Source organism: Ignavibacteriales bacterium (assembly GCA_026390795.1).
Taxonomy (GTDB): Bacteria; Bacteroidota; Ignavibacteria; order Ignavibacteriales; family Melioribacteraceae; genus Fen-1258.
The window spans coordinates 367,185-392,157 of the sequence record JAPLFG010000001.1 but is presented as its reverse complement, the minus strand read 5'-3'; the positions used below and the strand labels follow the sequence as shown (position 1 = coordinate 392,157).

At 36.6% G+C, this 24,973-nt stretch carries 25 protein-coding genes; 21 read left to right on the top strand and 4 right to left on the bottom strand.

Translation table 11 applies throughout. The features are described from left to right. The first annotated feature begins 14 nt into the window (after nucleotides 1-14). The 21 genes from plsX (at nucleotide 15) to NTX65_01550 (ending at nucleotide 21,736) form a co-directional block, all read left to right on the top strand. On the top strand, nucleotides 15-1,043 hold the full coding sequence (gene plsX, locus NTX65_01650) for a phosphate acyltransferase PlsX (GenBank protein ID MCX6168016.1): 1,029 nt from the start codon (nucleotides 15-17) through the stop codon (nucleotides 1,041-1,043). Beyond that, a complete protein-coding gene (locus NTX65_01645; GenBank protein ID MCX6168015.1) occupies nucleotides 1,027-2,037 on the top strand; it encodes a ketoacyl-ACP synthase III in 1,011 nt (336 codons plus the stop codon). The genes plsX and NTX65_01645 overlap by 17 nt, the downstream gene beginning before the upstream one ends. Continuing rightward, nucleotides 2,037-2,951 (top strand): ACP S-malonyltransferase, encoded by a 915-nt coding sequence (gene fabD, locus NTX65_01640; GenBank protein MCX6168014.1) that lies wholly within the window; start codon nucleotides 2,037-2,039, stop codon nucleotides 2,949-2,951. Before NTX65_01645 ends, fabD begins: the two co-directional genes overlap by 1 nt. Then, complete coding sequence (locus NTX65_01635) at nucleotides 2,951-3,565, top strand: DUF3109 family protein (GenBank protein ID MCX6168013.1); 615 nt, start codon at nucleotides 2,951-2,953, stop codon at nucleotides 3,563-3,565. The genes fabD and NTX65_01635 overlap by 1 nt, the downstream gene beginning before the upstream one ends. After that, on the top strand, nucleotides 3,552-4,295 hold the full coding sequence (gene fabG, locus NTX65_01630) for a 3-oxoacyl-[acyl-carrier-protein] reductase (GenBank protein MCX6168012.1): 744 nt from the start codon (nucleotides 3,552-3,554) through the stop codon (nucleotides 4,293-4,295). The genes NTX65_01635 and fabG overlap by 14 nt, the downstream gene beginning before the upstream one ends. 76 nt (nucleotides 4,296-4,371) lie before the next feature. Beyond that, a complete protein-coding gene (locus NTX65_01625; GenBank protein ID MCX6168011.1) occupies nucleotides 4,372-4,608 on the top strand; it encodes an acyl carrier protein in 237 nt (78 codons plus the stop codon). A gap of 175 nt (nucleotides 4,609-4,783) precedes the next feature. Continuing rightward, on the top strand, nucleotides 4,784-6,028 hold the full coding sequence (fabF, locus tag NTX65_01620) for a beta-ketoacyl-ACP synthase II (protein MCX6168010.1): 1,245 nt from the start codon (nucleotides 4,784-4,786) through the stop codon (nucleotides 6,026-6,028). Between the two features lie 3 nt (nucleotides 6,029-6,031). After that, nucleotides 6,032-6,796, top strand: coding sequence for a ribonuclease III (gene rnc, locus NTX65_01615; GenBank protein ID MCX6168009.1), 765 nt, complete (start codon nucleotides 6,032-6,034; stop codon nucleotides 6,794-6,796). Nucleotides 6,797-7,656: 860 nt separating this feature from the next. After that, complete coding sequence (locus tag NTX65_01610; GenBank protein MCX6168008.1) at nucleotides 7,657-7,986, top strand: metalloregulator ArsR/SmtB family transcription factor; 330 nt, start codon at nucleotides 7,657-7,659, stop codon at nucleotides 7,984-7,986. Beyond that, on the top strand, nucleotides 7,980-8,510 hold the full coding sequence (locus NTX65_01605) for an SRPBCC domain-containing protein (protein MCX6168007.1): 531 nt from the start codon (nucleotides 7,980-7,982) through the stop codon (nucleotides 8,508-8,510). The genes NTX65_01610 and NTX65_01605 overlap by 7 nt, the downstream gene beginning before the upstream one ends. Continuing rightward, entirely contained in the window at nucleotides 8,511-9,029 is a 519-nt protein-coding gene (locus NTX65_01600; GenBank protein ID MCX6168006.1) for a hypothetical protein, read from the top strand. A gap of 542 nt (nucleotides 9,030-9,571) precedes the next feature. Beyond that, the gene (locus NTX65_01595) at nucleotides 9,572-10,234 is read left to right on the top strand and encodes a hypothetical protein (protein MCX6168005.1); all 663 of its coding nucleotides are present in this window, start codon (nucleotides 9,572-9,574) and stop codon (nucleotides 10,232-10,234) included. A gap of 181 nt (nucleotides 10,235-10,415) precedes the next feature. Next, nucleotides 10,416-10,994, top strand: coding sequence for a Cthe_2314 family HEPN domain-containing protein (locus NTX65_01590; protein ID MCX6168004.1), 579 nt, complete (start codon nucleotides 10,416-10,418; stop codon nucleotides 10,992-10,994). Nucleotides 10,995-11,453: 459 nt separating this feature from the next. Then, nucleotides 11,454-11,960, top strand: a complete 507-nt coding sequence (locus NTX65_01585) for a DinB family protein (protein MCX6168003.1) — start codon at nucleotides 11,454-11,456, stop codon at nucleotides 11,958-11,960. 401 nt (nucleotides 11,961-12,361) lie between these two features. Then, on the top strand, nucleotides 12,362-13,309 hold the full coding sequence (locus NTX65_01580) for an NAD(P)-dependent alcohol dehydrogenase (GenBank protein ID MCX6168002.1): 948 nt from the start codon (nucleotides 12,362-12,364) through the stop codon (nucleotides 13,307-13,309). Between the two features lie 235 nt (nucleotides 13,310-13,544). Next, nucleotides 13,545-13,991 carry an SRPBCC family protein gene (locus NTX65_01575; GenBank protein MCX6168001.1) on the top strand — a complete coding sequence of 149 codons (447 nt, stop codon included), beginning with the start codon at nucleotides 13,545-13,547 and terminating at the stop codon, nucleotides 13,989-13,991. 856 nt (nucleotides 13,992-14,847) lie between these two features. Next, on the top strand, nucleotides 14,848-16,248 hold the full coding sequence (locus NTX65_01570) for a FapA family protein (protein MCX6168000.1): 1,401 nt from the start codon (nucleotides 14,848-14,850) through the stop codon (nucleotides 16,246-16,248). A gap of 118 nt (nucleotides 16,249-16,366) precedes the next feature. Beyond that, nucleotides 16,367-19,258 (top strand): aminomethyl-transferring glycine dehydrogenase, encoded by a 2,892-nt coding sequence (gene gcvP, locus NTX65_01565; GenBank protein ID MCX6167999.1) that lies wholly within the window; start codon nucleotides 16,367-16,369, stop codon nucleotides 19,256-19,258. Continuing rightward, nucleotides 19,255-19,677, top strand: coding sequence for a CoA-binding protein (locus NTX65_01560; protein ID MCX6167998.1), 423 nt, complete (start codon nucleotides 19,255-19,257; stop codon nucleotides 19,675-19,677). The genes gcvP and NTX65_01560 overlap by 4 nt, the downstream gene beginning before the upstream one ends. Before the next feature lie 114 nt (nucleotides 19,678-19,791). Continuing rightward, nucleotides 19,792-21,039, top strand: a complete 1,248-nt coding sequence (locus NTX65_01555) for a hypothetical protein (GenBank protein ID MCX6167997.1) — start codon at nucleotides 19,792-19,794, stop codon at nucleotides 21,037-21,039. Then, the gene (locus NTX65_01550; GenBank protein ID MCX6167996.1) at nucleotides 21,020-21,736 is read left to right on the top strand and encodes an RsmE family RNA methyltransferase; all 717 of its coding nucleotides are present in this window, start codon (nucleotides 21,020-21,022) and stop codon (nucleotides 21,734-21,736) included. The genes NTX65_01555 and NTX65_01550 overlap by 20 nt, the downstream gene beginning before the upstream one ends. On the opposite strand, the gene NTX65_01545 is transcribed toward NTX65_01550, so the two are convergent. From NTX65_01545 to cdd, 4 genes are read right to left on the bottom strand one after another with little or no spacing between them, the layout of a single operon-like run. Next, entirely contained in the window at nucleotides 21,731-22,552 is an 822-nt protein-coding gene (locus NTX65_01545) for a purine-nucleoside phosphorylase (GenBank protein MCX6167995.1), read from the bottom strand. The genes NTX65_01550 and NTX65_01545 overlap by 6 nt on opposite strands. After that, the gene (locus NTX65_01540) at nucleotides 22,549-23,901 is read right to left on the bottom strand and encodes a NupC/NupG family nucleoside CNT transporter (GenBank protein MCX6167994.1); all 1,353 of its coding nucleotides are present in this window, start codon (nucleotides 23,899-23,901) and stop codon (nucleotides 22,549-22,551) included. The genes NTX65_01545 and NTX65_01540 overlap by 4 nt, the downstream gene beginning before the upstream one ends. Nucleotides 23,902-23,916: 15 nt before the next feature. Beyond that, a complete protein-coding gene (locus tag NTX65_01535) occupies nucleotides 23,917-24,489 on the bottom strand; it encodes a thymidine kinase (GenBank protein MCX6167993.1) in 573 nt (190 codons plus the stop codon). Further along, a complete protein-coding gene (gene cdd / locus NTX65_01530) occupies nucleotides 24,486-24,971 on the bottom strand; it encodes a cytidine deaminase (protein MCX6167992.1) in 486 nt (161 codons plus the stop codon). The genes NTX65_01535 and cdd overlap by 4 nt, the downstream gene beginning before the upstream one ends. Between the last annotated feature and the right edge of the window lie 2 nt (nucleotides 24,972-24,973).

The following is a 24,973-nucleotide window of genomic DNA, read 5'->3' as shown; positions in this document are numbered from 1 at the left end:
ATTCTTTCTCTTAGATGACAGAAAAAAAATTAGAAAAATGCAGAATTGCAGTTGATGCTATGGGGGGCGACTATGCCCCTAAGCATGAACTTCTCGGTGCTTTCGATGCATTGCAGGAAGATTCGAATTTTGAATTAATTCTTGTCGGTAATAAAGAGAAAATCTTAAAGACTGCGCGTGAAGAAAAAATTGATCTTGACGAAAAATTGATTTATCACACATCTCAAATTGTTGAAATGCATGATAAACCGACCGAGGCAATTAAATCGAAACGCGATTCTTCTCTTGTTGTTGGCGCCAGATTGGTTCAAGAGAAAAAAGCGGATGCATTCGTAAGTGCCGGTAATACCGGTGCTGTTGCAGCTGTTTCTACTTTATTAATCGGCCGTTTAAAAAATATTGAAAGACCAACGATCGGAAGTTTTATACCGAGCGAGAGCAACGCAACTTATCTTTTTGATGTAGGCGCTTTTGTGGATGTTAAACCGCAGCATTTGTTTCAGTATGCGGTCTTAGCAAAAATATTTGTAAGCGAATTACATGGAATTGAAAATCCGACAATTGCTTTACTGAATGTCGGTGAAGAAGATGAAAAAGGAAATAAGCAGGTTAAAGAAACTGCGGAATTGATGAGAAATTCAGATCTGAATTTTATAGGAAATGTTGAAGGAAGAGATATTCTAAAAGGAAAAAGCAATATTGTAATTTGTGACGGCTTTGTAGGAAACATCCTATTAAAATTCGGCGAAAGCGTTCCTGGATTTATGAAGTATTTATTAAAAAAGCATTCCGAAACAAGTTTCTTTGAAAAAATAAAAATCGGTTTGTTCAAGAGCACTCTTAGACAAGCACTCAGTCCTTTGAATCCTGATCTTTACGGAGGAGTTCCGCTTCTCGGAATAAACGGAATTAGTATAATCGGTCACGGTTCAAGTTCTCCATTAGCAATTAAGAATATGATTCTCCGTGCAAAAGAAATGTATGATAAAAATTTAATTCAAAAATTTGAGAAAGCGTTAGAAAATTATGCAAGCAAAAATTAAAAAATTACGGAATGCTTCAATCACGGCTGTTGGAATGTACGCTCCGGAAAAAATCCTTGATAATAAATATTTCGAGAGTATTGTTGAAACAAACGACGAATGGATAACATCCCGAACCGGAATTCGTGAAAGACGAATGATGGAAAACGGAGCTACAAGCGATATGGCTGCCATGGCATGTGAAGATCTTTTCAAAACAACAAATGTAAAACCGGAAGAGATCGATGTTATAATTGTAGCTACAGTTACACCGGATATGTCCTTTCCAGCAACTGCTTGTTTGGTACAGGAAAAGATCGGCGCGAAGAACGCATGGGGATTTGATCTCTCAGCAGCTTGTTCCGGATTTCTATTTGCACTTCAAACCGGGGCAAGTTTAATTGAAAGCGGTTCATATAAAAAAGTTTTAGTTATCGGTTCCGATAAAATGAGCGCGATAACAGATTACACCGACCGCAATACATGTATTCTATTCGGCGATGCCGCTTCAGTAGTTTTGCTTGAGCCCTCGGAAGATTTAAACTTCGGCATAAAAGATTCGCTGTTATATGTTGATGGTTCCGGTAAGAATGCTCTTAATATGAAAGCTGGTGGAAGTGCTCTCCCGGCATCTCACGAAACTGTCGATCAAAAATTACATTACATCTACCAAGACGGTAAAGCGGTTTTTAAAGTAGCGGTTAAAGGAATGGCGGATATTTCTTTTGAGATTATGGAGCGGAACGATTTAAAATCAGAAGACGTTTCTTACCTGGTTCCTCACCAGGCTAATTTAAGAATAATTGATGCAACGGCTCAGAGGATGGGAATTCCGAAAGATAAAGTTATGATCAACATTGATCGATACGGAAATACTACCGCTGCTACAATTCCTCTTTGTTTAACAGAATATTATAGGGACGGAAAAGTTAAAAAGGGTGATAATCTAATTCTTTCGGCATTTGGTGCTGGTTATACCTGGGGTGCTATCTATTTAACCTGGGCAATTGATTAATGGGTAAGAGGGCATTCATATTTCCAGGTCAAGGTTCGCAGTATGTCGGAATGGCAAAAGACCTTTTTGAAAATTCTGTTGAAGCGAAAGAAATGATTCGCACAGCAGAAGAAGCAATAGGTCTTACAATTTCTCATACTATGTTCAACGGTCCGGAAGACACTCTTAAACAAACCGATGTAACGCAACCGGCAATTTTTATTCATAGCGTAATACTTGGAAGTGTAATTAGAACATTGGAACCCGACATGGTTGCGGGTCATTCTCTTGGTGAATACTCCGCGCTTGTTTCCGCTAAGGCAATTCAATACTATGATGCTGTTCAGCTTGTCGGCTTGCGCGGAAGTGCGATGCTTCAGGCTGGAATTGATGAGAAGGGAACGATGGCTGCAATTGTTGGTTTAGATTCCGATCTTCTTGAGGAAATTTGTGCCGAAGCTTCTTCAAAAGGAATTGTTCAATGCGCTAATTTTAATTCGCCGGGACAAATTGTAATTTCCGGCTCGGTTGAAGGTGTTAATGCCGCAATGAAGATCGCAAAAGCAAAAGGAGCTAAGCTTGTAAAGGAATTAGTTGTAAGCGGAGCTTTTCATTCACCTTTGATGGCAAGCGCAAAAGAGAAATTAAAATTGAAATTGGATACAACTCCTTTTTATGATGCAAAAATTCCGGTTTACGCAAACGTAACCGCAAAACCGGTTCATCAAAAGGAGGAAATAAAAAATTTGCTTTACCGGCAGCTTGATAGTCCGGTAAGATGGGAAGAAACAATTGTTAATATGATTAATGACGGCGCAGATGAATTTTATGAAATTGGTCCCGGTAAAGTTTTGCAAGGACTAGTTAAAAGAATTAATCCGGATGTAAAAGTTTTCGGGATCGACAAATATTCTGATGTAGAAAGGTATTTATAATGGAGCAAAAATTTGAGAAGAAAATTAACGGGATGTATATAGATCCTGTTATCTTTACTAAACCGTTCGTAAAAGCTTGCGATGTTTGCATCTGCAGCGGAGAGTGCTGTTACTACGGCGTTTATACTGATAAATCCGAACACGAAATAATTATGTCTGTAAAAGATAAAATTATTTCGCATATGGATGACTCGCAAATTAAGGAGCCGGAAAAATGGTTTGAAGCTCCGGAACCCGATAACGATTTTCCATCGGGTGTTGCAGTCGGTACCGAAGTTTACAACGGCAAATGTGTTTTTTTAGATAAACAAGGTTTTTGCACACTTCAAAAGATGGCAATGGTAGAGGGTGAATACAAGTGGAAATATAAACCCCTATATTGTATATTATTCCCGCTTGTAATTTTTGAAGGCGTCTTAACATTTGATGATGAGCATTTAGATAGAATGCATTATTGCAGCGTTCCGAAGAATCAAGTCTCTACAATTTTTGATTGCACAAAGAATGAATTAAAACATCTTTTAGGCGATGAAGGATTTGAAGAACTACTTAAATACAGAGAAGAATATCTGAACAGACAAAAAACAGAAGAGACGGAAATTGAAGCTGCTTAATAAAAGAGCAATTGTAACCGGCGGTACGCGCGGTATCGGTAAAGCAATAGTTAAAGAGCTTGTCGCGAATGGTTGTAATGTGGTTTTTACTTATTTCAGCTCGGATGAATCGGCACTCGCGATTGAAAATGAGTTGTCGAACGAATCAGTAAAAATATTTGGATTCAAGGCAGATGCTTCTTCCTTTGCAGCGGCAGAAGAAACAGTTAAATTCGCGCTTGAAAAACTCGGCGGTATCGATATTCTTGTTAATAATGCCGGCATTACTAAAGATACTTTGATGCTTAGAATGACAGAAAAGGATTTTGATCTTGTGATCAATTCGAACTTGAAAAGTGTATTTAATTATACCAAAGCAATTTTGAAACCGATGATCTCACAACGCTTCGGGAAAATTGTAAATATAAGTTCTGTAGTAGGAATAGTCGGAAATCCCGGACAGGCAAATTACGTTGCCTCGAAAGCAGGTGTAATAGGATTGACAAAATCGAACGCTAAAGAATTGGCATCGAGAAATATTAATGTAAACGCGGTTGCACCGGGATTTATAGAAACCGATATGACGGGTAAAATGAACGATCAGCAGAAAGAAGCAATATTATCTAATGTTCCGATTAAACGTCTAGGCAAACCGGAAGATGTCGCAAAAACAGTATTGTTCTTATGCAGCAGTGATTCAGATTATATCACTGGGCAAGTCTTAACGGTTGACGGCGGAATGGTAATGTAGTTTTTTGTAATTCAATTTTTATTAAAAAAATAAATCAATTAATCAAATATCATTTCAATCACAAAGAGGAGCAGAAATGGACGTTGAAGCAAAAGTAAAAGAAATCGTTATGGATAAACTTGGTGTGGAAGAATCACAAATTACACCAGCAGCTTCATTCACAAACGATCTCGGTGCAGACTCACTTGACATCGTTGAATTAGTTATGGGTTTTGAGTCGGCTTTTGATATTTCCATTCCAGATGAAGACGCCGAAAAAATCTCTACTGTTGGCGATGCAACTAAATACTTGAAGGAAAAATTAGGCAAATAAAATTACGGTAACGAGGATGTCTCAAAAGTAATCTGTTTTGAAAATAACGGCTCATTACAAAATATTATGCGCCGGCAGGATTAAAACAGATCATTTTAAGAAATTTGGAGAATTACTTTTGAGACCGCCTTTGTTATAAATTCAACTCCTTCAAAAAAATAAATAAGGAATAGTGATGAGTAAAAGAAGAGTAGTGGTAACCGGCATCGGCGCATTAACTCCGATTGGTAACAACGTCCAGGAATTCTGGGAAGGTTTATCAACCGGCAGAAACGGCGTATGTCAAATTACAAAGTTCGATCCATCTTCTTTTAATACTCATTTTGCTTGCGAGCTTAAAAATTTTGATCCACTCAACTATATCGACAAAAAAGAACTCCGCCGTATGGATCCGTTTACTCACTACGCTTTAGCAACCGCAACAATGGCAATGGAAGATTCCAAACTTGATCTTTCTAAAATCAATTTGGAAAGAATAGGCGTTGTTTTCGGAAGCGGTATCGGCGGTATGGTAACATGGGAAGAAGAACATACAAATTATATGAACGGCGGCGCGAAAAGGATCAGCCCTTTCTTCGTACCTAAAATGATTCCGGATATTGCCGCGGGACAGATTTCAATTCGCTTTGGTTTAAAAGGACCGAACTATGCAACAGTATCGGCATGCGCAACTTCATCGCACGCGATTGCTGATGCATTCATTTTGATCGAACGCGGTTCGGCAGATCTTATGGTAACCGGCGGATCGGAAGCATCAATCACACCGATGGCAATCGGCGGATTTAATTCCGCGAGGGCGCTTTCAACCTGGAATGATAGATACATGGAAGCATCAAGACCTTTTGATAAAGACAGAAACGGTTTTGTAATGGGAGAAGGTTCGGGTACTCTTGTACTGGAGGAATTAGAACACGCGGTAAAACGAGGAGCGAATATTTACGGTGAAATCGTCGGAGTCGGTTTGACAGGCGATGCTTATCACGTTACAGCTCCACCGCCGGGAGGCGAAGGCGCGGTTCGTTCCATGCGTGAAGCTTTACGCGACGGAGGGATTCAGCCGAATCAAGTTGATTATATAAACGCTCACGGTACTTCTACAGAATTAAATGATCAGAATGAAACTCAAGCTATAAAAACGGTCTTCGGGGAACACTCGTATAAACTTGCCGTCAGTTCTACAAAATCGATGACGGGACATTTACTCGGAGCCGCCGGTGCGGTTGAAGCGATAGCTACTATTCTTGCAATAAAAAACTCTCTTATTCCTCCAACAATTAATCATGATGCGGCTGAACCCGAAATGGATCTGAATTACACACCGAAAGTTGCGGTGAAGAAAGAGATCAATTACGCTATAAGTAATACATTCGGATTCGGCGGACATAATGCGTCTTTACTTTTCAAAAAGTTTGTAGGATGATTTTTGTCTATTCTTGATAGAATAAAGTTTTTTTACAAAAGAGATTTCTCAACTGAAAATTATTTCAAAAAAGAATTACAGAAAAAATTATCAGATCTTCAAAGAACTCTTCACATATCTATAAAAAATCCAAAATTTTATATTAAAGCATTAACACACAGTTCATTCCTCGATCTTCATCCGGAATTTCAGAAATCGAATGAACGGCTGGAATATCTAGGCGATTCGGTTCTAAGTTTGGTTATTGGGAAATATCTTTTTGAGAAATATCCCTACGAAGAAGAAGGATTCTTAACAAAGTCGCGCTCGCTGTTAGTTAACCGGGAGAGTCTTGCATCTGCAGCCGATTCAATAGGACTTCAAAATTATATTCTTTACAATCAGAGATATTTAAAAGATACGGTTGAAGGAATTCAATCGATACTCGCGGACGCACTCGAAGCAATTATCGGCGCAATCTATCTAGACCACGGACTTGCGAGCGCAGAAAAATTTATAATTAACCAGCTTGTAAAACCATTGGAAGAAGGAGATTCATTTCTGATGGATACAAATTACAAGGGACAGTTATTAGAATTTACGCATGCGCATAAAATGGCATCTCCGCATTATATTGTGACCGCGGAGGAAGGACCGGCTCATAATAAAGAATTTACAATCCAGGTTTTTGTAGGAGAAGAATTAATGGGGACGGGTTTAGGCAAAAATAAAAAAACCGCAGAGCAAATGGCATCACAAACAGCACTCCAGAAGTTGAATCAAACTTAGTAAATTTTGAAATTGTGAACACACCGGAAATATCTGATAAGTTAAATGTTTTATACGATGAATTTATTATATGTCGTGAAACGAAAGACGAAAAACGAGAAAAATGAAACGGGAAACGAAAGATCAAAAACGGAAAATGACAATTTATAGTCAAACGAAGCCCGTCTTACTATTAAAAATGCCCGTCAGTGATTAAGTATTGCTCCCCAGTCTTTTAAAAATGAGAGTTTCATTTTAAAAAATGCCGGTTGCGACTGACAAAATGTCAAAAATATTTTAAAAAATGCCCGTCGAAGTTTAAAAAATGAGAGTATCAGTTTAAAAAATGCCCGCTGCGGTGTGACGAAAATCAAAATGAGTTTGCCAAATGCCGGTTGAGTTTTAAAAAATGACGACTGCAATTTAAAAAATACCGGTTGCAAAGTGATCAAAATCAAAATGAGTTTAAAAAATGCCCGTTGAACTTTAAAAAATGGAGAATGTTGATTAAAAAACACCCCTGCTTCTGACAAAATTGCCGAAATGAAGGGAAGAGAGGTGCAAGAGGTTAGGTTCAAGAAGCGAGAATCTGATACTTGACGCTGGTAGTTTGTATTGAACTGATCGCGCTGTCCGGTGACCGCTGAAAGCTGAGAAATTGAAGTAAAAACCGAATACTACCGCAACCAGAAAACTGACCACTAGTAACTGACAACCCAAAACTATCCACAGATAACCAATAACTGACTGCCAACAACTGATAGCTGACCGCTGATAGCTGATAGCTGAATGCTAATTCCAAAAAATAATTAAAAATAAACTTGCGCAATCAAATAGTTGCACTTATATTTGCAACCAGATAATTGCAGAATCAAAATAATATGAAAACAAGACGAGATGCATTTCAGGCAATAGCCGACCCTACGCGAAGGACAATTTTGTTATTGATTGCCGCACGGACAATGACACCGAATGCAATTGCAGAAGAATTTCACACAAGCAGACAAGCGGTTTCAAAACATATTCAAATTCTTACAGAATGTGAATTGGTAAAGCAGGAACAAAAAGGAAGAGAAATATACTATCGCATTAATGTAAATAAGATAAACGAGATTGATGAATGGGTTGAGAAATTAAAAAAGATTTTTGAAACCCAGTTCACTCAACTTGATAAAGTATTATTAAAACTAAAGAAAGGGAAAAAATGTTGAACGAAGATAAATCCAACAAGGCGGGGGAAAATAAATTGCAATTTGATTTTACCGTTGACAAGGGAGCAAAAACGGTATTAATAACAAGAGAATTTGACGCCGGTCTTTCTCTGGTATGGGATGCTTTTACAAAACCGGAAATTCTCGACCAGTGGGTTGCACCTAAACCGTGGACGTCGAAGACAAAATATATGGACTTCAAAGTGGGCGGACGAAGATTTTATGCTATGGTAAGTCCGGAAGGAAATGAGCGCTGGGCGATTCAGAAATACACTTCAATTAGTCCAAAAACCAATTTCAAAATGTATAATACTTTTGCGGACAAAGATGAAAATCCCGAATTAACGAGTTCTGATTGGGATTACACTTTTAGCGAACAGAACGGAAGGACAACAGTGCGTATTACTATTTATAATGAATCTCTTGCCCGTATGGAGAAGATGATTGAAATGGGCTTTAAAGAAGGATTCACTATGAGCATGACCAACCTTGAAAATCTGTTGGCGGCTTTATCCAAAAAATAATTGGATAATAAAATAGTAACAAACCTGCCTGCCAGCCGCAGGCAGGTTTTACTTCAAAGAAATGGAATAAGAATGAACGTAAAAGGACAAATAAAAGAATATATTGCAAGTCAACCCGAACCAAAACGGAGCGACATGCAAGAGTTGCACCGCATCATCCTGGAATTAAAACCGGCATCTAAATTATGGTTCCTTGATGGTAAAGACAGCGAAAATAAAACTGTTTCTAATCCTAATATAGGATATGGACTTCAAACCATAAAATATGCCGATGGAAAAACAAGGGAGTTTTATCAAATTGGTATCAGTGCAAACAAAACCGGAATCTCTGTCTATATCCTGGGTATCACTGATAAGAAATACTTAGCCAAAACGTATGGAAAAAAAATAGGCAAGGCGCGCGTGACCGGTTACTGCATTAAGTTCAAGACTCTAAAAGAGATAAACATTAAAATACTTGAATCGGCAATACGATACGGGTTTGAGGCGGGAGGCGAGAAGCTTGCAGCTAGAAACTAGATACTTGATACTGGATTCTTGTTGCTGGAAGTTTGTATTGAGCCCATCTCTGTCTGCTGACGGCTGAATGCTAAATGCTGAAAGCTGATAGCTGAATCCACTCCGCTGTCATTATGTGCGAGTTTACGAGCGAAAGAAAATCTCTTCTAATACTAACGTGAAGCGTGAAAAGTGAAACGGAAGTTTTCGTTTCTCGACTCCTATGCTTATTTGTCAAACGTTTACCGTCTTCCGTTTCTCGTTTTTCATTTCACGTCCCCATTCTTTCCGCTTGATTCCCTCACAAGTTAAAATTAAATTGTTTCCGGATTTCAAAGGCTTATAGAAAAACACTTCCCAGCGGCGGGGATAAAATTGAAAAGAATTAACTCTTATAGATTTCTTTTTCTGATCAAACACACTGCGGTTAACGGCTTCAGTATATAAATATTAGAATATATTTAAAAAAGAACATAGAAATGTAATTGTGCGCATATCTATGTTCTGTAAATAAATAACCCATTCAGCATAAGTAATAGTTAGGCAAATATTTGAGGTGATATATGTATTTGACTGAATTTCAAAAAGAATTAGTTAAGGCGATTATTGATAAAAAAATTAATGACATTGAATCATTTTTCCACAACTTTTGTGAACTGACTGAGTCAAGAAATCAAGGTGCGATACATATGTCTGACTTTGGGACTGTTCAAAACAATTCTAAAATCTATATCGCCAAAGATGAAGATTCTGCTTTACTAAAGACAAAAGAATTTATTACTCTCTGGATTGCGTTAGAAAGAGTTGACTTAATTTTCTCAATAAAAAGTCCAAATAAAAAATACAATACACCAATATTTAAGAAAAACAATAGTCCTTTCAGCGAACTATCATCTATATCAAAAGATTATTTTACAACAGAAATTGTCTATACGCCAGCACTTAATAAATTTTACGAACGAAATTATTTGACAAATATGGAATATGAGCAAAATCAAGAAAGACTTGATAGAAAAGAATCACAAAAATTAACAAGAAAGATTGCGTATATCTCAATTTCGATAACAATTGTGGTTTCAATTCTTACTGCTATTTTCAATTATTTAACCTACTCAACTGACAGAAATGTTAAAATAACAAACAAAGAGGCATTCAAAGATACTATTGCTGTTAAAATTGTTACAAAACCTGATTCATTGAAATTAGAAAAAGATATAAATAAATAATTTGCCTAACACGCAACTCAAAGCGACTGCGTCTTCGACGCAGTCATTTGATGTGGTTATTGGGTTTAGTTTTTCAGAGTAGGTTTGTTGTTAAAGGTTGATTTATAAAACGTAGTTGCCAAGAGCGTCATTGTAGTTATGGGCGGCGCTTTAGTTGCAACGCCGTTAGCTATCTAAAAAAATGATATTATCTCAACAAAATATTTTTATTCAGTTAGACAGACATTTATGCGCAGAGTATGAAGATCGTGAATTAATGTGTCTTGATGATTATAAGATAGATGATACACTGGCATTTTCCTTTTATCACAGGATTATAGATAAAAAGATTAGAATAAATAGTTTCAACAGTGTCGACATGATATTTGACATTCAATTTATTAGCCAAGACATTAAATTCTTGACGGGTCTCTTATTTCTTCTTCGTCCATTTATAAACATTCCATCTGAGGAGGGAGGAACATATTTCCAGAATAGATATGATGCTAGATATTTACCACTCGCAAGTCTTGCGCATCAAAATGTTTACAATTTCTGGGATAGAATTGGAGATTTGTTATACTTCTTTTTTGACACTGGACTCGAAGAGAGAAAAGTTTATTTCGCAACAGTTATGAGCCATTTCCCAAATCAGTATCGGTCAAGTGAATATTTCATAAAGCTAAATGACTTATATGAACAAAAAATTAAATCATTGATTACCGCTAGAACTCAGATTGTCCATTATAAACAAATTGAGACAAAACATTATCTAGGCTGATTACCGCTAGAACTCAGATTGTCCATTATAAACAAATTGAGACAAAACATTATCTAGGCACTTTCCAAAATTATAATAATCAACAAATAAAAGAAGATTTGGAAAAAGAAAAGAAAGGTTATCCTGAATATTTTAAAAATCATTTAGAATATTGTAATACTGGTTTTAAATACGCTTTAAAATTGATAAATGAATTGCCAGATAAAACTGAATGATAGCTAACAAGTTCTTCAAGACCGACCGCTTTAAACATTGCGGCATTTTTATAATTATAAAAATATGTATGCAAAATATGGTTGTTCTATAAAGTAGTTTGTTCAAAGAAACATTTTTATAAATTAAAAAGTGATTGCAACTATTTTACATTCTTTTTCAAGGTTGCACCGAAAATGTCGAATAAATCGGTTAGCGACAACGTTGTTCGGTTTTATTTAATTTATAATATGAGGTGCGTATAATATGGAACTACCAAATGATCAGGATAAAATCCTTGAGTTATTTAAGCAGGGACCTGATATTCTTGAAAATGCCTTAGCTGGTTTGAGCGACAAAGCGTTAGATTATGTTCCATCGAAAGGCGGGTGGTCTATACGTCAGATTGTTCATCATATTGTTGATGGAGATGATCTATGGAAAATATGCATCAAAATTGCATTGGGTAATGAAGAAGCTGAATTCACTCTCAATTGGTACATTGCGTTTCCGCAGATAGAGTGGGCAAAACAGTGGAGTTATGAAAAACGATCAATCGATGTATCATTAGCCCTATTCAGAGCAATTAGAGATCATATACTTCAATTGTTAGAATATGCACCTGATGGATGGACCAAATCTGTCCAATTTCGAAATCCCAATGGAGAAATAGAAGTAGTACCGGTAGGTGTTGTAATTAAAATGCAGGCTGATCATGTTGTTCATCATGTTAAGCGAATCTCAGCAATTCGTCAAGAGATTTCCAACACGTAATCCGCAACTCGAAACGAATGACCCGCAGAGTGGGGTAAACTCTCTTCGAAGCGGTATTGTTGAGTCGCATTAGTGTTTAGCTTTGGGGCGTAAGATAGTAGAACGAAAAATTAGTATTGAAGAAAGATTTATTAAGTAAAAGGATAGTGAGTTAATAATAAATATTATCTCACGCCCTTAACAAAATTTGTTTGTTGTTAAAGTTCAATTATAAAACGAGAATAAATTTAAAACAAAAAGGTAGTTGCCAAAAGCGTAATTGTAGTTTCTCAAAAAAAAACTGCGGGGAAAGCTGATTGACGGGATAAACACTACACCTTTAGGTTTCCCAAACTTGCATGATAAATTGTTTTAGACTCTATAGAAAAAGATTGAATCAAATTAATATAGAAGAGATACTTATGAAAGCAGTTATATGCACAAAATACGGTCCGCCTGAGGTCCTTCAGTTTATAGAAATTGAAAAACCTTTTCTTAAAAAGAATGAAGTACTGATAAAAGTAAATGCTACAACAGTACACATCGGGGATACTAAGGTTCGGCGTTTAGAACCAGGTTTAGGTCCAATCAGAGATTTCTTTTTCAAGCTATTGATGCGATTTATGATCGGTTTCAACGGACCCAGAAAAAAAATACTTGGAATGGAACTGGCAGGAGAAATAGAGGCAGTTGGTAAAGATGTTACCTTGTTTAAAATAGGCGATCCGGTTTTTGCATCTACCGAATTTGAATTTGGCACTTACGTCCAGTACCGCTGTATGCCTGAAAATGGTATCCTTGCAATAAAGCCAACCAATATGACCTACGAGGAAGCGGCCCCGCTTTCTAATGGCGGATTAACCGCCTTGATAAATCTTAGAAAAGGAAATATTCAGAAGGGTCAAAAGGTTTTAATTTATGGAGCTTCCGGCAGTGTTGGTACTTATGCAATACAACTTGCCAAGCACTTTGGGGCAGAAGTTACGGGAGTATGCAGCACGGCAAATTTGGAAATGGTAAAATCTCTTGGAGCCGATAAACTTATTGATTACACTAAAGAAGATTTTACACAAAGCAATAATACTTTTGACGTTATTTTTGATGCGGTGGGGAAGATTGCATCTTCAAAACGAAAAAAATCTTTGACCAAGTCGGGAATTTATATAAGCGCTCTTGCCTTGTCAGGCAACATAAAGTTGAAGGTTGAAGACCTGATCTTTCTCAAAGAACTCTGCGAGGCAGGAAAGTTGAGATCAGTAATAGACAAATGTTACCCGATGGAACAAATAGTAGAAGCCCATAGATACGTTGACAAAGGACATAAAAAAGGTAATGTAGTCATAACTATCAGTCATAACGATAAAACCTGATAATTTTTCAAGTTGACTTTATATAAGCCAGTGGTTGGTAATTTCGGCGAAGAAAAAGAATGATTGATAAAACTTGCGTCAATCTTTCGTCAAGTGGTAATCTAAGCTTGCTTTCCTTGTTAATCGGTCGGAAGAGTACACTGCCCAATATGGCGTTATTAAAAAAATATTATTAAAATGCATTTGTATTTTCTAAAGAACAACTACAAATAAAAGCAGAAAGGACATTTATATCATGTCAACAAATAAAGTTTCACTTCATCGTGTACTACGTGCGGCCCCTGAAAAAGTTTATCGTGCATTCTTGGATGCCGAAGCAGTGTGCAAATGGTTTCCGCCAAACGGATTTACTTGTAACGTCCATCATCTTGATGCTAAAATTGGAGGAACTTATAAAATGTCCTTCACCAATTTCAGTACGGGTAAAAGTGATTCATTCGGCGGAAAATATATTGACCTCGTTCCAAATGAACTTTTAGCAATGACGGACGAATTTGACGATCCGAATTTACCCGGTACAATGAAGACAACAGTTTCATTGAAGAAAGTATTTTGCGGAACCGAAATAAATATAGTTCAAGAAGGGATACCGGATTCAATTCCTGTAGAAGCTTGCTATCTCGGCTGGCAAGATTCGTTAATACTGTTAGCAAAACTTGTGGAAGCAGAGATTAATGATTAGTATTTCAATCGTTCGATTCAGTTCTTTAAATTAATTTACCCCGTTAAGAAGGCGGGAGAATTAAAACTAAAGTTGTGCCTGAATACCATTTATTACTTCAGCAATTCGGTAACAGCACGGGAGCAATCTAAAATTTATTTGCGCTGAAAATTCCAAAGGGATGCTGAATTTTGGAAATCAATTATCAAAAAATCAAAATCAATCATCTTCAAAATATTTGTGGCAATCTTGTTGTTGTCAATTATTGTTTACACAATTATAGAAAGAAGATTAAGAAACTTAACATTAGCGCACTCATATTAAGCGGAGGGATCAGCAAACTAATAGACAGAATCACTAATGAAGGGAAAGTTATTGACTTCATCGTTATCGGGATCTCAAAGTTTCATACATGTATTTTCAACTTAGCCGATCTCTATATTACAACTTGAGTAATCTTATTTATTATTTCGAAAATAACTTTTAAGAAGCATTCATTGGCAATTGCAACTTAAACAGAAGAAGCCCGGTCTCTTTTCCAGTCCCGGGCTTCTTTGCTTTCATTATCCGGAGATCCTTATTTTATAAGGCAATTCTATTTATAGATTAAAAAATTCTCACGAGGGTAAAATTGACATGATATTTAGACTTATCACATTGATAAACCCGAGAATATAAGACTAAATAAGCGCTTCCTGATACAAATTGATCATAATAACCACGCTATTATTAACAAAAGCGTATTATTTTCGATTATAAAGCAATAAATAGAATAAATTTTTGGAGGGGTTAAATACTGAACTCAAAGCAGATCTAGAATGGTTCACAGAAAATAATCTAGACCGGTGAATAAGGTAATAAATTATCAGGAGTAAGAATGGCAGATGATGTTCAAAATGATTTCTCTTCAAGAGTTAAGTTAGAAATTGTTGAAAAAAAGATGAAAGCATTTCTTGAAGTTAAAGAACCTGAATCGGATCAGAGTCTGCCAATTACTTTGCAAGATCTTCTGGATTTAATTTCCAAAGAAGGAATTAAATACGGTGTTAATGAAAATCTCCTTAATGAAATAATTGAAGGGAAGAAATGGGGAGAAAAATTTATTGTTGCGGAAGGATCGCCGCCATTGTTTGGAGAAGATGCCAAACTAGAGTTTTATTTCCCAACTGTTAAATCACTGAGGCCGCAGATTAGTGAAGACGGTCATATTGATTACCGCGAGATTTCAGTTGTAAATAGTGTAGACAAAGATGATGTTTTAATTAGGAAAATAGCACCAACATTAGGTCCGAAAGGAATGGATGTTTTAGGTAACGAACTTCCCGGAAGTTACGGCAAGGATATGAACATTCTGTTAGGTCAGGGCACTTATAGGGATTCTGCAGATAATATGATAATAAAAGCTTCTGCTGATGGAATTATATTTTATGACGAGCAAAAAGTCAGTATTGAAGTTCAAAAAATATTTTTAATAAAAGGATCCGTAGATTTTTCAACCGGTAATGTAAACGTCAAAAGTTCTGTGGAAATTCACGGTGATGTGAATCCGGGATTTTCAGTAAAAACACCATATAACATTCAGATAAACGGCACTGTTGAGCAGGCAACAATTTTATGCGACGGCACTTTAAAAGTGAAAGAAGGAATTGTTGGAGATGGTAAACTTTTAATTTATGCGGGCGGAGATATTCATTCCGGTTATATAAACAACCAGCACTTAAAATGTAAGGGAAGTTTATTCGTAGGCTCGGAACTTAGAAATTCCGTTGTTGATTGCGGTGACGAAGTTATGATGCTGAAAAACACCGGAGTTATAATCGGATGCAAATTATACGTAAGCAATAAAGTTACTTCAGCAACAATCGGGAATAAATATAATGTTCCTACCGAGATAGAAGTTGGTATAAATTTTAAGTTCAAGGAAACGTACGATCTTAAAAAAGCTGAAATAATTGCTGTTCATAAAGTGATTGATACTTTGAAAAAGAATATTGCACAGATATCACAACAAGCTGAGACCAGTCTAAATACTAAAAGGATATTAACATTTCGTGATGAATGTGATGCTTATACTGTAAAACTCGAAAAGTTAAGGAAAGATTTACAAGAAATTGAAAAACAGTACTATGACGTTGGCAATCCGGCTGTTTATGTAACCAAAACGGTCTATCCGGGAACAATTATCAAATTAAAACACACAACTTTTGAAGTGAAGGAAGATATTTCACACGTGATGTTCAAACTGGTTGGTGATGAAATTGTAACAACAAATCTTTAATAAATTAGAAATCAGTTAAAATTAAATTTTGTTTTTCCCCCTTCCAATTTTCATCTTTTACTTATATTTGTCTCACAAAAATTAATCCTTTTGACAACATTCTAATGAGAAAATAATAATGAACAATTACGAATTCTACGACAAATTTGTTGACCGGCATGTTGGTCCTAACCAAGAAGAAATAGCAAAAATGTTAAATGCAATTGGTGTATCCTCCCTTGATGAGTTGATTGAAAAGACAGTCCCAGCTTCCATAAGATTAAAAAATGAATTGAACATTGATCCGGCTCAATCTGAATATGAATTCTTAAACAATTTAAAAACATTAGCCGATAAGAATAAAGTCTTCAAAAACTATATCGGACTGGGATACAACGCAACTATTACACCAGGGGTAATTAAACGGAATATATTGGAAAATCCCGGCTGGTACACACAGTACACACCTTATCAGGCAGAAATATCACAAGGACGATTAGAAGCATTACTGAATTTTCAAACAATGATAGTAGATTTAACCGGTATGCCGATTACAAATGCATCGTTGCTTGATGAAGCTACTGCCGCTGCTGAGGCAATGACAATGCTTTTTGCGTTACGCAAAACAAATAAAAGAAATGCAAATGTTTTTTGGGTTTCTAAAGATGTACTGCCTCAAACAATTGATGTACTTAAAACACGTTCCGAACCATTTGGAATTAAATTGAGAATCGGTGACCATAAAAATATTGAACTTGCAGATGATATTTATGGAATGTTAGTTCAGTACCCAACCACGGATGGAGAGGTTTTTGATTATGCAGAGCTTTTCAAACAAGCAGATGCTAAAGGTATTTACAAAGCTGTTGCGGCAGATTTATTATCGCTCGCAATTTTAACTCCTCCGGGAGAATTCGGTGCCGATATAGTAGTCGGCTCAACACAACGATTTGGGGTTCCGATCGGTTTCGGTGGTCCGCATGCTGCTTATTTTGCAACTAAAGATGAGTTCAAAAGACAAATTCCAGGAAGAATTATCGGAGTTTCAATAGATTCGCACGGAAGACGCGCATTGCGAATGGCTCTTCAGACAAGAGAGCAGCATATAAAGCGAGAACACGCAACAAGCAACATCTGTACGGCACAAGTACTTCTGGCAATCATGGCGGGAATGTACGCAGTTTATCATGGACCAAAAGGAATAAGAGCAATTGCGGAACGCGTGCATAATTTGACAGTGTTATTAGATCAGGCTCTGCAAAAAATCGGAGTCAGTCAAACAAATAAAAATTATTTTGATACGCTGAAAATTGAATTGAACTCAACCGAAGAAGCATTAAATGTTAGAGCCGAAGCGGTTAAAAATAAATTAAACTTTCGGTACATAGATAAAAAATCGATCGGAATTTCAATCTCCGAACCAATCACTGTAAAAGATATTAGACAGATTGTAAAAGTTTTTGCTACGGCGTTAAACAAGAAATATGATGACTCAATATTTTCGACTGAATTTAAAAATGGAATATCACAAGAGTTGCAGCGTCGGTCCAGTTTCTTAACACACCCGGTATTCAATTCTTACTATTCAGAAACCGAGATGATGCGCTACATTAAAACTCTGGAGAAAAAAGATTTATCGCTCACAACATCAATGATACCACTTGGTTCATGCACCATGAAACTTAATGCGTCATCTGAAATGTTTGGAATAAGCTGGCCGGAGTTTGCTGATCTTCATCCTTTCGCACCGCTTGATCAAGCAGAAGGTTATTTGCAGCTCTTCAAAGAATTGGAAAATGATCTTGCTGAGATAACAGGGTTTGATTCAGTTTCGCTTCAACCTAATTCAGGTGCGCAAGGCGAATATACAGGCTTGATGGTGATACGTGCATATCATAACAGTAAGGGTCAACCAAACAGAAACATAATACTTATTCCTTCTTCTGCGCATGGTACAAATCCGGCGAGTGCAGTTATGGCTGGAAGTAAAGTTGTTGTTGTTAAGTGCGACGAACGAGGCAATATTGATATGCTTGATCTAAAAGCAAAAGCTGAACAATTCAAAGAAAATCTTTCTGCTTTGATGGTCACATACCCATCAACTCACGGTGTATTTGAAGAAGCTATAATTGAAGCATGCGATATCATTCATAAAAACGGCGGATTAGTTTATATGGATGGTGCCAATTTAAATGCGCAAGTCGGTTTAACAAGTCCGGGATTTATCGGAGCGGATGTTTGTCATCTTAATCTGCATAAAACATTTGCAATACCTCACGGCGGAGGCGGACCCGGTATGGGACCAATCGCGGTAGCAAAACATTTAACACCTTTTATTCCGGGACATTCTCTTGTGAAAATAGGTCATGATAAAGCAATACACGCTGTTTCTGCGGCACCATGGGGAAGCGCAAGTGTTCTTGTCATTTCATATGCATATATAAAAATGATGGGTGGAAATGGATTAACGTTTGCAACTAAGGCTGCAATACTCAATGCAAATTATATTAAGGCAAAATTAGAAAAACATTATCTTGTTCTTTATTCAGGCTCAAACGGGTTTTGTGCGCATGAATTAATTTTTGACTGCCGTCCTTTCAAAAATAGTGCTGGAGTTGAAGTTGAAGATATTGCCAAAAGATTAATGGATTATGGTTTTCACGCACCGACAGTTTCTTTCCCGGTTCCGGGAACTATTATGGTTGAACCGACAGAAAGTGAATCATTGCGCGAACTTGATAAATTTTGCAATGCCTTAATTGCAATCAGAAATGAAATTGATGAGATTGAAAAAGGAACAATTAGTAGAGAAGATAACGCTTTGAAAAATTCTCCTCACACTGTCGAAATAGTAGTTTCCGAGAATTGGAATCATCCATACACACGCGAGACTGCAGCTTTCCCAACAAACGATACAAAACAAAATAAATTCTGGCCGACTGTCGGAAGAATAAACAACGCATACGGTGATAGGAATCTTGTTTGCAGCTGCGTTCCGATAAATGAATATGAAGAGGAAATTGTTAAGTGAGCGATGCAAAAGAATTAATGGAAATATGCCGTTTCCTATCCGAGGCTAAAACAATTGCAGTAGTTGGTTTGTCGAATAATCCGGATAGAACAAGCAGACAAATTGCAGAGTTTCTTGTTTACAATGGTTTCAGAGTTGTTGGTATAAATCCTAATATTAAAAAAGCCGGAGAGATTGAGATCTATCCCAATCTCTCTGCCATTCCTTTCAGTGTTGATATTGTTGATGTGTTTAGAAGATCGGAAACAATTCCAGAAATAATTGATGACTTAATTAAGATTAAACCAAAAGTCCTATGGCTGCAGCAGGGGATCAGAAATGATGAAGCAGTTAAACCGGTTATTGAGAATGGTATTTATACAATTCAGGATAAATGTATCGCCGTTTATTATAATTTGTGCAAAGCGAATAGTAATTAGTTGTTCCAACAGAGGAAAATATTATTCCGTTCAGTACATCAATTTATTCTTTCAATTACTTTTATTATACTCATTACTAATTGCATTTATGCCGAAGAACCTGATTCACTTTTGGTGAATGATACCGAATCAATTAAAATTGATTCAATAAAAATTACCGGGAATGATAAAACCGAAGATTTTATAATACTGCGCGAATTAACATTTAAACCCGGAGATACAGTGACCGGGAAAATTTTACGTTATAACAGGGAAAGAATTTTCAGTCTAACTTTATTCAACCGAGTTGATTTTATAATTCTCCAAGAACACTTTGAAATTATTCTAGAGATTCGGCTTAAAGAAAGCTGGTATTTGTATCCAATTCCTTACCTTAGATCGAACAACGGTGATTTTAGTAAGGCTACTTATGGTGTAAACCTACTCTTTAAAAACTTCCGCGGCAGAAATGAAAATCTTAGAGCTATGCTCGGGTTCGGATACGATCCCACTTATTCTATTTTATATAATAATCCGGGATTAATATTTAAAAACGGAATTGGTTTCACATTCTCCGCCTCATATACTAAATTTTCAAATAAAAGTGTTGCGGCAATTAATTTAACTGGCGAAGATTACCAGTATAAAATCTTTTCTCAAACTTTATCCGTAAGCAAGCGTTTTGACCAGTTTAACATTGGATTTATTTCTCTTGGATTCAATTACTTGGAAAATCCTTTTGCATTAAAAGGAATCACAGCTTCCGGTGGAAAAATTGACAGGCTCCTCATCGGCGGATTCAGTTATATTTATGATTCACGCGACCTGAAACAATATTCAGAGAATGGTCTTTATACGATGGTGAGTTATCTTCATAAAGGATTCGGCATCAATAAAATTAATTACAACGAATTTAATTTAGACTTTCGTGAATACAGAGATATTTACGAAAAATTAAGCGGTAAATGGAGAATAGCTTATCGAACCACATTCGGAAATGTAGTCCCTTTTTATGATTACTCCTTTCTTGGATATTTTGAAAGAGTACGCGGACATTACAGAGATATTCGCGAGGGGAAAAACTATTTGTTGACTTCTTTTGAAATGAATTACTCGATTATCAAAGAATGGAATTTAAGTCTTAAACTTCCTCTTTTACCGGAAAGATTGACCTCGGCACGAATCGGTATTTATCTAACCGGATTTATAGATGCGGGGGATACATTTGATAATAAAGATGAAATTTCATTTAGTCATTTTTATTCGGGTTACGGATTCGGTTTGACATTTTTATTCTTACCTTACAGTGCGATCCGTTTTGAATATGCATTTAATGAATTAGGAAGAGGAGAATTTATAATTGGTGCCGGATTTTCTTTCTGATATTGAATTATACTATACTAATAAACAAGTTGTTGGAAATAAAATTTCAATAGATGGTGAAGAATGTCATCACATAACTAACGTGATGCGGCATAAAGTTAGTGATTCAATCTATGTTACAGATGGAATCGGGAAAATCTACCTTTCATCAATTACATCGATAGGAAAAAAAATAGTTGTTGCCGAAGTAATTAAGTCAACTCAATATGAAAACAGATCGGAAAAAATATGGTTTTGCATTCCGCGCTTAAAGAGTGCGGACCGGTTTGAATTCGCACTTGAGAAATCTGTTGAATTAGGGATTACTAATTTTATTGTTTTCGATTCTACAAGGACGGTTGCTAAAGGAGAAAAAATTGACCGGTGGGAAAAGATATTAGTTGCCGCAATGAAACAATCACTCCGAGCTTGGCTGCCGAAAGTGTCGTACGTAAAAAATCTTTCTGAAATATATAAACTGGACGGGACAAAAATTCTTTTCGACCAGAATGCCAAACAAACCTTTCAGCAATTTTTATTAAATAATCACCAATCACTCATAACTAATAACTACTTCATTTTTGGTCCCGAGGGAGGATTTACAGAAGATGAATTTAGAATTGCAAATTCAGAAATGAGAATTCGTCTTACAGAAAATAGGTTACGTTCAGAAACTGCAATTGTAACAGCGGCTTCATTGATAGCAACCGTTCTATAACAACTCTATAGCTTTCTTTACCAAACGTTCAAAGTTATGTTTAACCCGCTCTGCAGTTTCCATTACTTCCTTATGCGAAAGTTTTTGATCTGATAATCCGGCCGCATAATTTGTAACGCAAGAAATTGCAGCAGCTTTTAATCCAATTGAAGCTGCATATATTGCCTCATGCACAGTTGACATACCAACTGCGTCACCGCCGAATTTACGGATCATCTTAATCTCTGCCGGAGTTTCGTAACTCGGCCCTTTCGTAAGCCAGTAAACTCCTTCTTGCAAAGGAATTTTTTCTTGGAGTGCTGCGGATTTTATTTTTCCGTTAATCTCTTGCGATGGAAAATCCAGCAACTCATTTTTTTGGTCAAGACTAGCTAAACCAATCAGTTCTGTCAATTCAGTTTTAATACTTATTCCATTTAACGAAGAAGCAAGCATTAAATCACCCGGTTTATAATACGGGTTAACTCCTCCGGCAGCATTAGTTAAAATTATTTTTTTACAATTCAATTTTGATGCAACATGAACAGGGAGAACGCATTGAGACAATGTGTAACCTTCATAAAAATGAATTCTTCCTTGAACGATTAAAAGTTTTTTATCATGATATTTTGAGAAATGAAGATAACCTTGATGACCTTGCACCGTAGATATTGGATAATTAGGAAGTTTAGCAGTAGAAATTGATTTTACAGTTTCAACTTTCTCGGCAAAATCGCCAAGTCCGCTTCCGAGAATCAAACAGATCTCAGGTTCAAATGGAATTTCTTTGACTATAGCTTCTATGGTCTCTCTATATTTAGCATTTAGATTTATCATTGAATAAGTATTCCCGCAAGTGTTGCTGTCATTAATGTGGCTATTGTACCGCCAAGGACAGCTCTTAATCCTAATGCGGCTATATCTTTTTTTCTGGATGGAGCTAATGGACCGATACCGCCGATTTGTATTGCAATCGAAGAGAAATTGGCAAACCCGCACAGAGCATATGTAGCCATCATCATACCTTTAGGGCTCATGGTCCCAGCTTTTATTATTGTTGTTAAATCAACATAAGCAACAAATTCATTCAAAACTACTTTGGTGCCGATCAAACTTCCGAAATTATAAGCATCGTTCCATGGAACTCCGATACCAACTGCAAGATAACGCAGCACGACTCCAAAAATTAGTTGCATAGAAAGCGGTGCCCCAAATGTTGCTCTCAGGTAATTATTTACTCCAATTAAATCTCCCAAGCCGGTGAACAAATAATTTACCAAAGCTATCAAAGCAATAAACGCAAGAAGCATTCCGGCAACATTTAGTGCGAGCTGCAAACCATCCGCTGCACCATTAGCAGTTGCTTCAATCACGTTCGATGCATTTTTATCAACTTTTAACCTAACGGTTCCGCGTGTTACAGGATCTCCGGTTTCCGGATAAAGAATTTTTGCAACAACTAAAGAAGCGGGTGCTGCCATTGTACTTGCGGCAAGTAGTTGAATAGCGAATTTAATTTGAGCGTCTTGAATACTTATCTTATAAACCTCGGCAAAAGTTTGTCCAAGCATCTGAATGTAACTTGCCATTACACCACCGGCAATAGTTGCCATACCGCCAATCATAATTGTTAGGAGTTCAGAGTTAGTCATTTTTTCAATGTAAGGTCTTATCAGCAAAGGCGCTTCCGTTTGTCCCACAAAAATATTTGCTGTGTTTGAAAGAGATTCAGCTCCGCTTGTTCCCATTAGTTTAGCCATTACCCAGGCCATCCCTTTTACAACCAGCTGAAGAATTCCCAGATAATAAAGAAGAGAGGTGAGAGCGGACACAAAAATGATAGTTGGTAATACCTGAAAGGCAAAATAAAACCCTAAACTGTCCGGGCCATAACTGTTAGCTAATTTTCCGAATACAAATTTGGATCCTTCTATTGTGAAGCCAAGCAGACTTACGATTGCAGTCCCTAACCAGTTAACTAAATCTTTTGGCCAACCAAGAGGGAAGAACCAATGCCGCAATGTTTCACTATGAAGAATAAAAATGGCAAAAAGAATCTGAATAGTTATGCCTGTTGCAACAAGACGCCAGTTAATTTTCCTTTTATTATTTGAAAAAATAAATGCAATGCCAAGTAAAATAATTATTCCGCCAATGCCTCTTAAGAGAGATATAAAGAATTCCATTTAGGTCCTATTTGTTTATTCAGGAATGTAATGACATTTTCGGCAGCGGGCTTCATAACTATCTGCAGCACCAACGAGCACACGTTCTGTTGAAACAACTTTGCGTTGAGTTTTATCGGCTGGATTTCCGCATACGACACAAATAGCTAAAGTTTTTGTAATATATTCTGCAATTGCAAGAAGCTGCGGCATTGGTTCAAATGGAATCCCGCGGTAATCCTGATCAAGTCCGACAACAATAACACGTTTGCCTTGATTAGCAAGCTTATTACAAACTTCGACTAAATCATTACTGAAAAACTGAGCTTCATCAATTCCAACAACCTGAGCATCTTCGGATAAGGTTAATATTTCATTTGGCGAGTCAACAAGAATAGAAGGCATAGATTGTTCGCTGTGAGAAACAATTTCACATTCAGAGTAGCGAATATCAATCTTCGGTTTGAATATTTTTACATTTAGGCGGGCTATATTAGCTCTGCGTAATCTTCTAATCAATTCTTCTGTTTTACCGCTGAACATACATCCGGCAACGACTTCTATCCAACCGGTGTTACTAGGACTTGAGTGGGGAGTAAATTCCATCATGGTTTTAAAAATTCCTCGCCGAAAGAAAAAGGAAGAAGTTCCTCTAATCTAAATGTTTTAATTTCACCTTTCTGATTTGTTAAAATTACTTCAAGATCTTTTCCGCAAAGGTCTGCAAGTACTTGTCTGCATGCACCGCAAGGAGGAAGAAAATCTTCCGAGTCGCCTGCAATTGCAATCGCTTCAAATTTTCTTTCACCATCAAGAATTGCTTGAAATACAGCTGTTCTCTCGGCACATATTGTTAATCCGTATGACGAATTTTCAATATTAGCACCTTTGTAAATAACACCTTTTTCCGTCAACAATGCCGCTCCAACGTGAAAGTTGGAATATGTGGGAAGAGCTTTGCTCTTTGCTTCAACTGCTTTACGTGCTAATTCTTTTGCGTCAAACATTTTTTGTCTTCTAATTTTCTTAATAGCAAGATAGCTGATTGAATAATTAAATGAAACATTTGATTGAGAGTGAAAAAGAAACATGA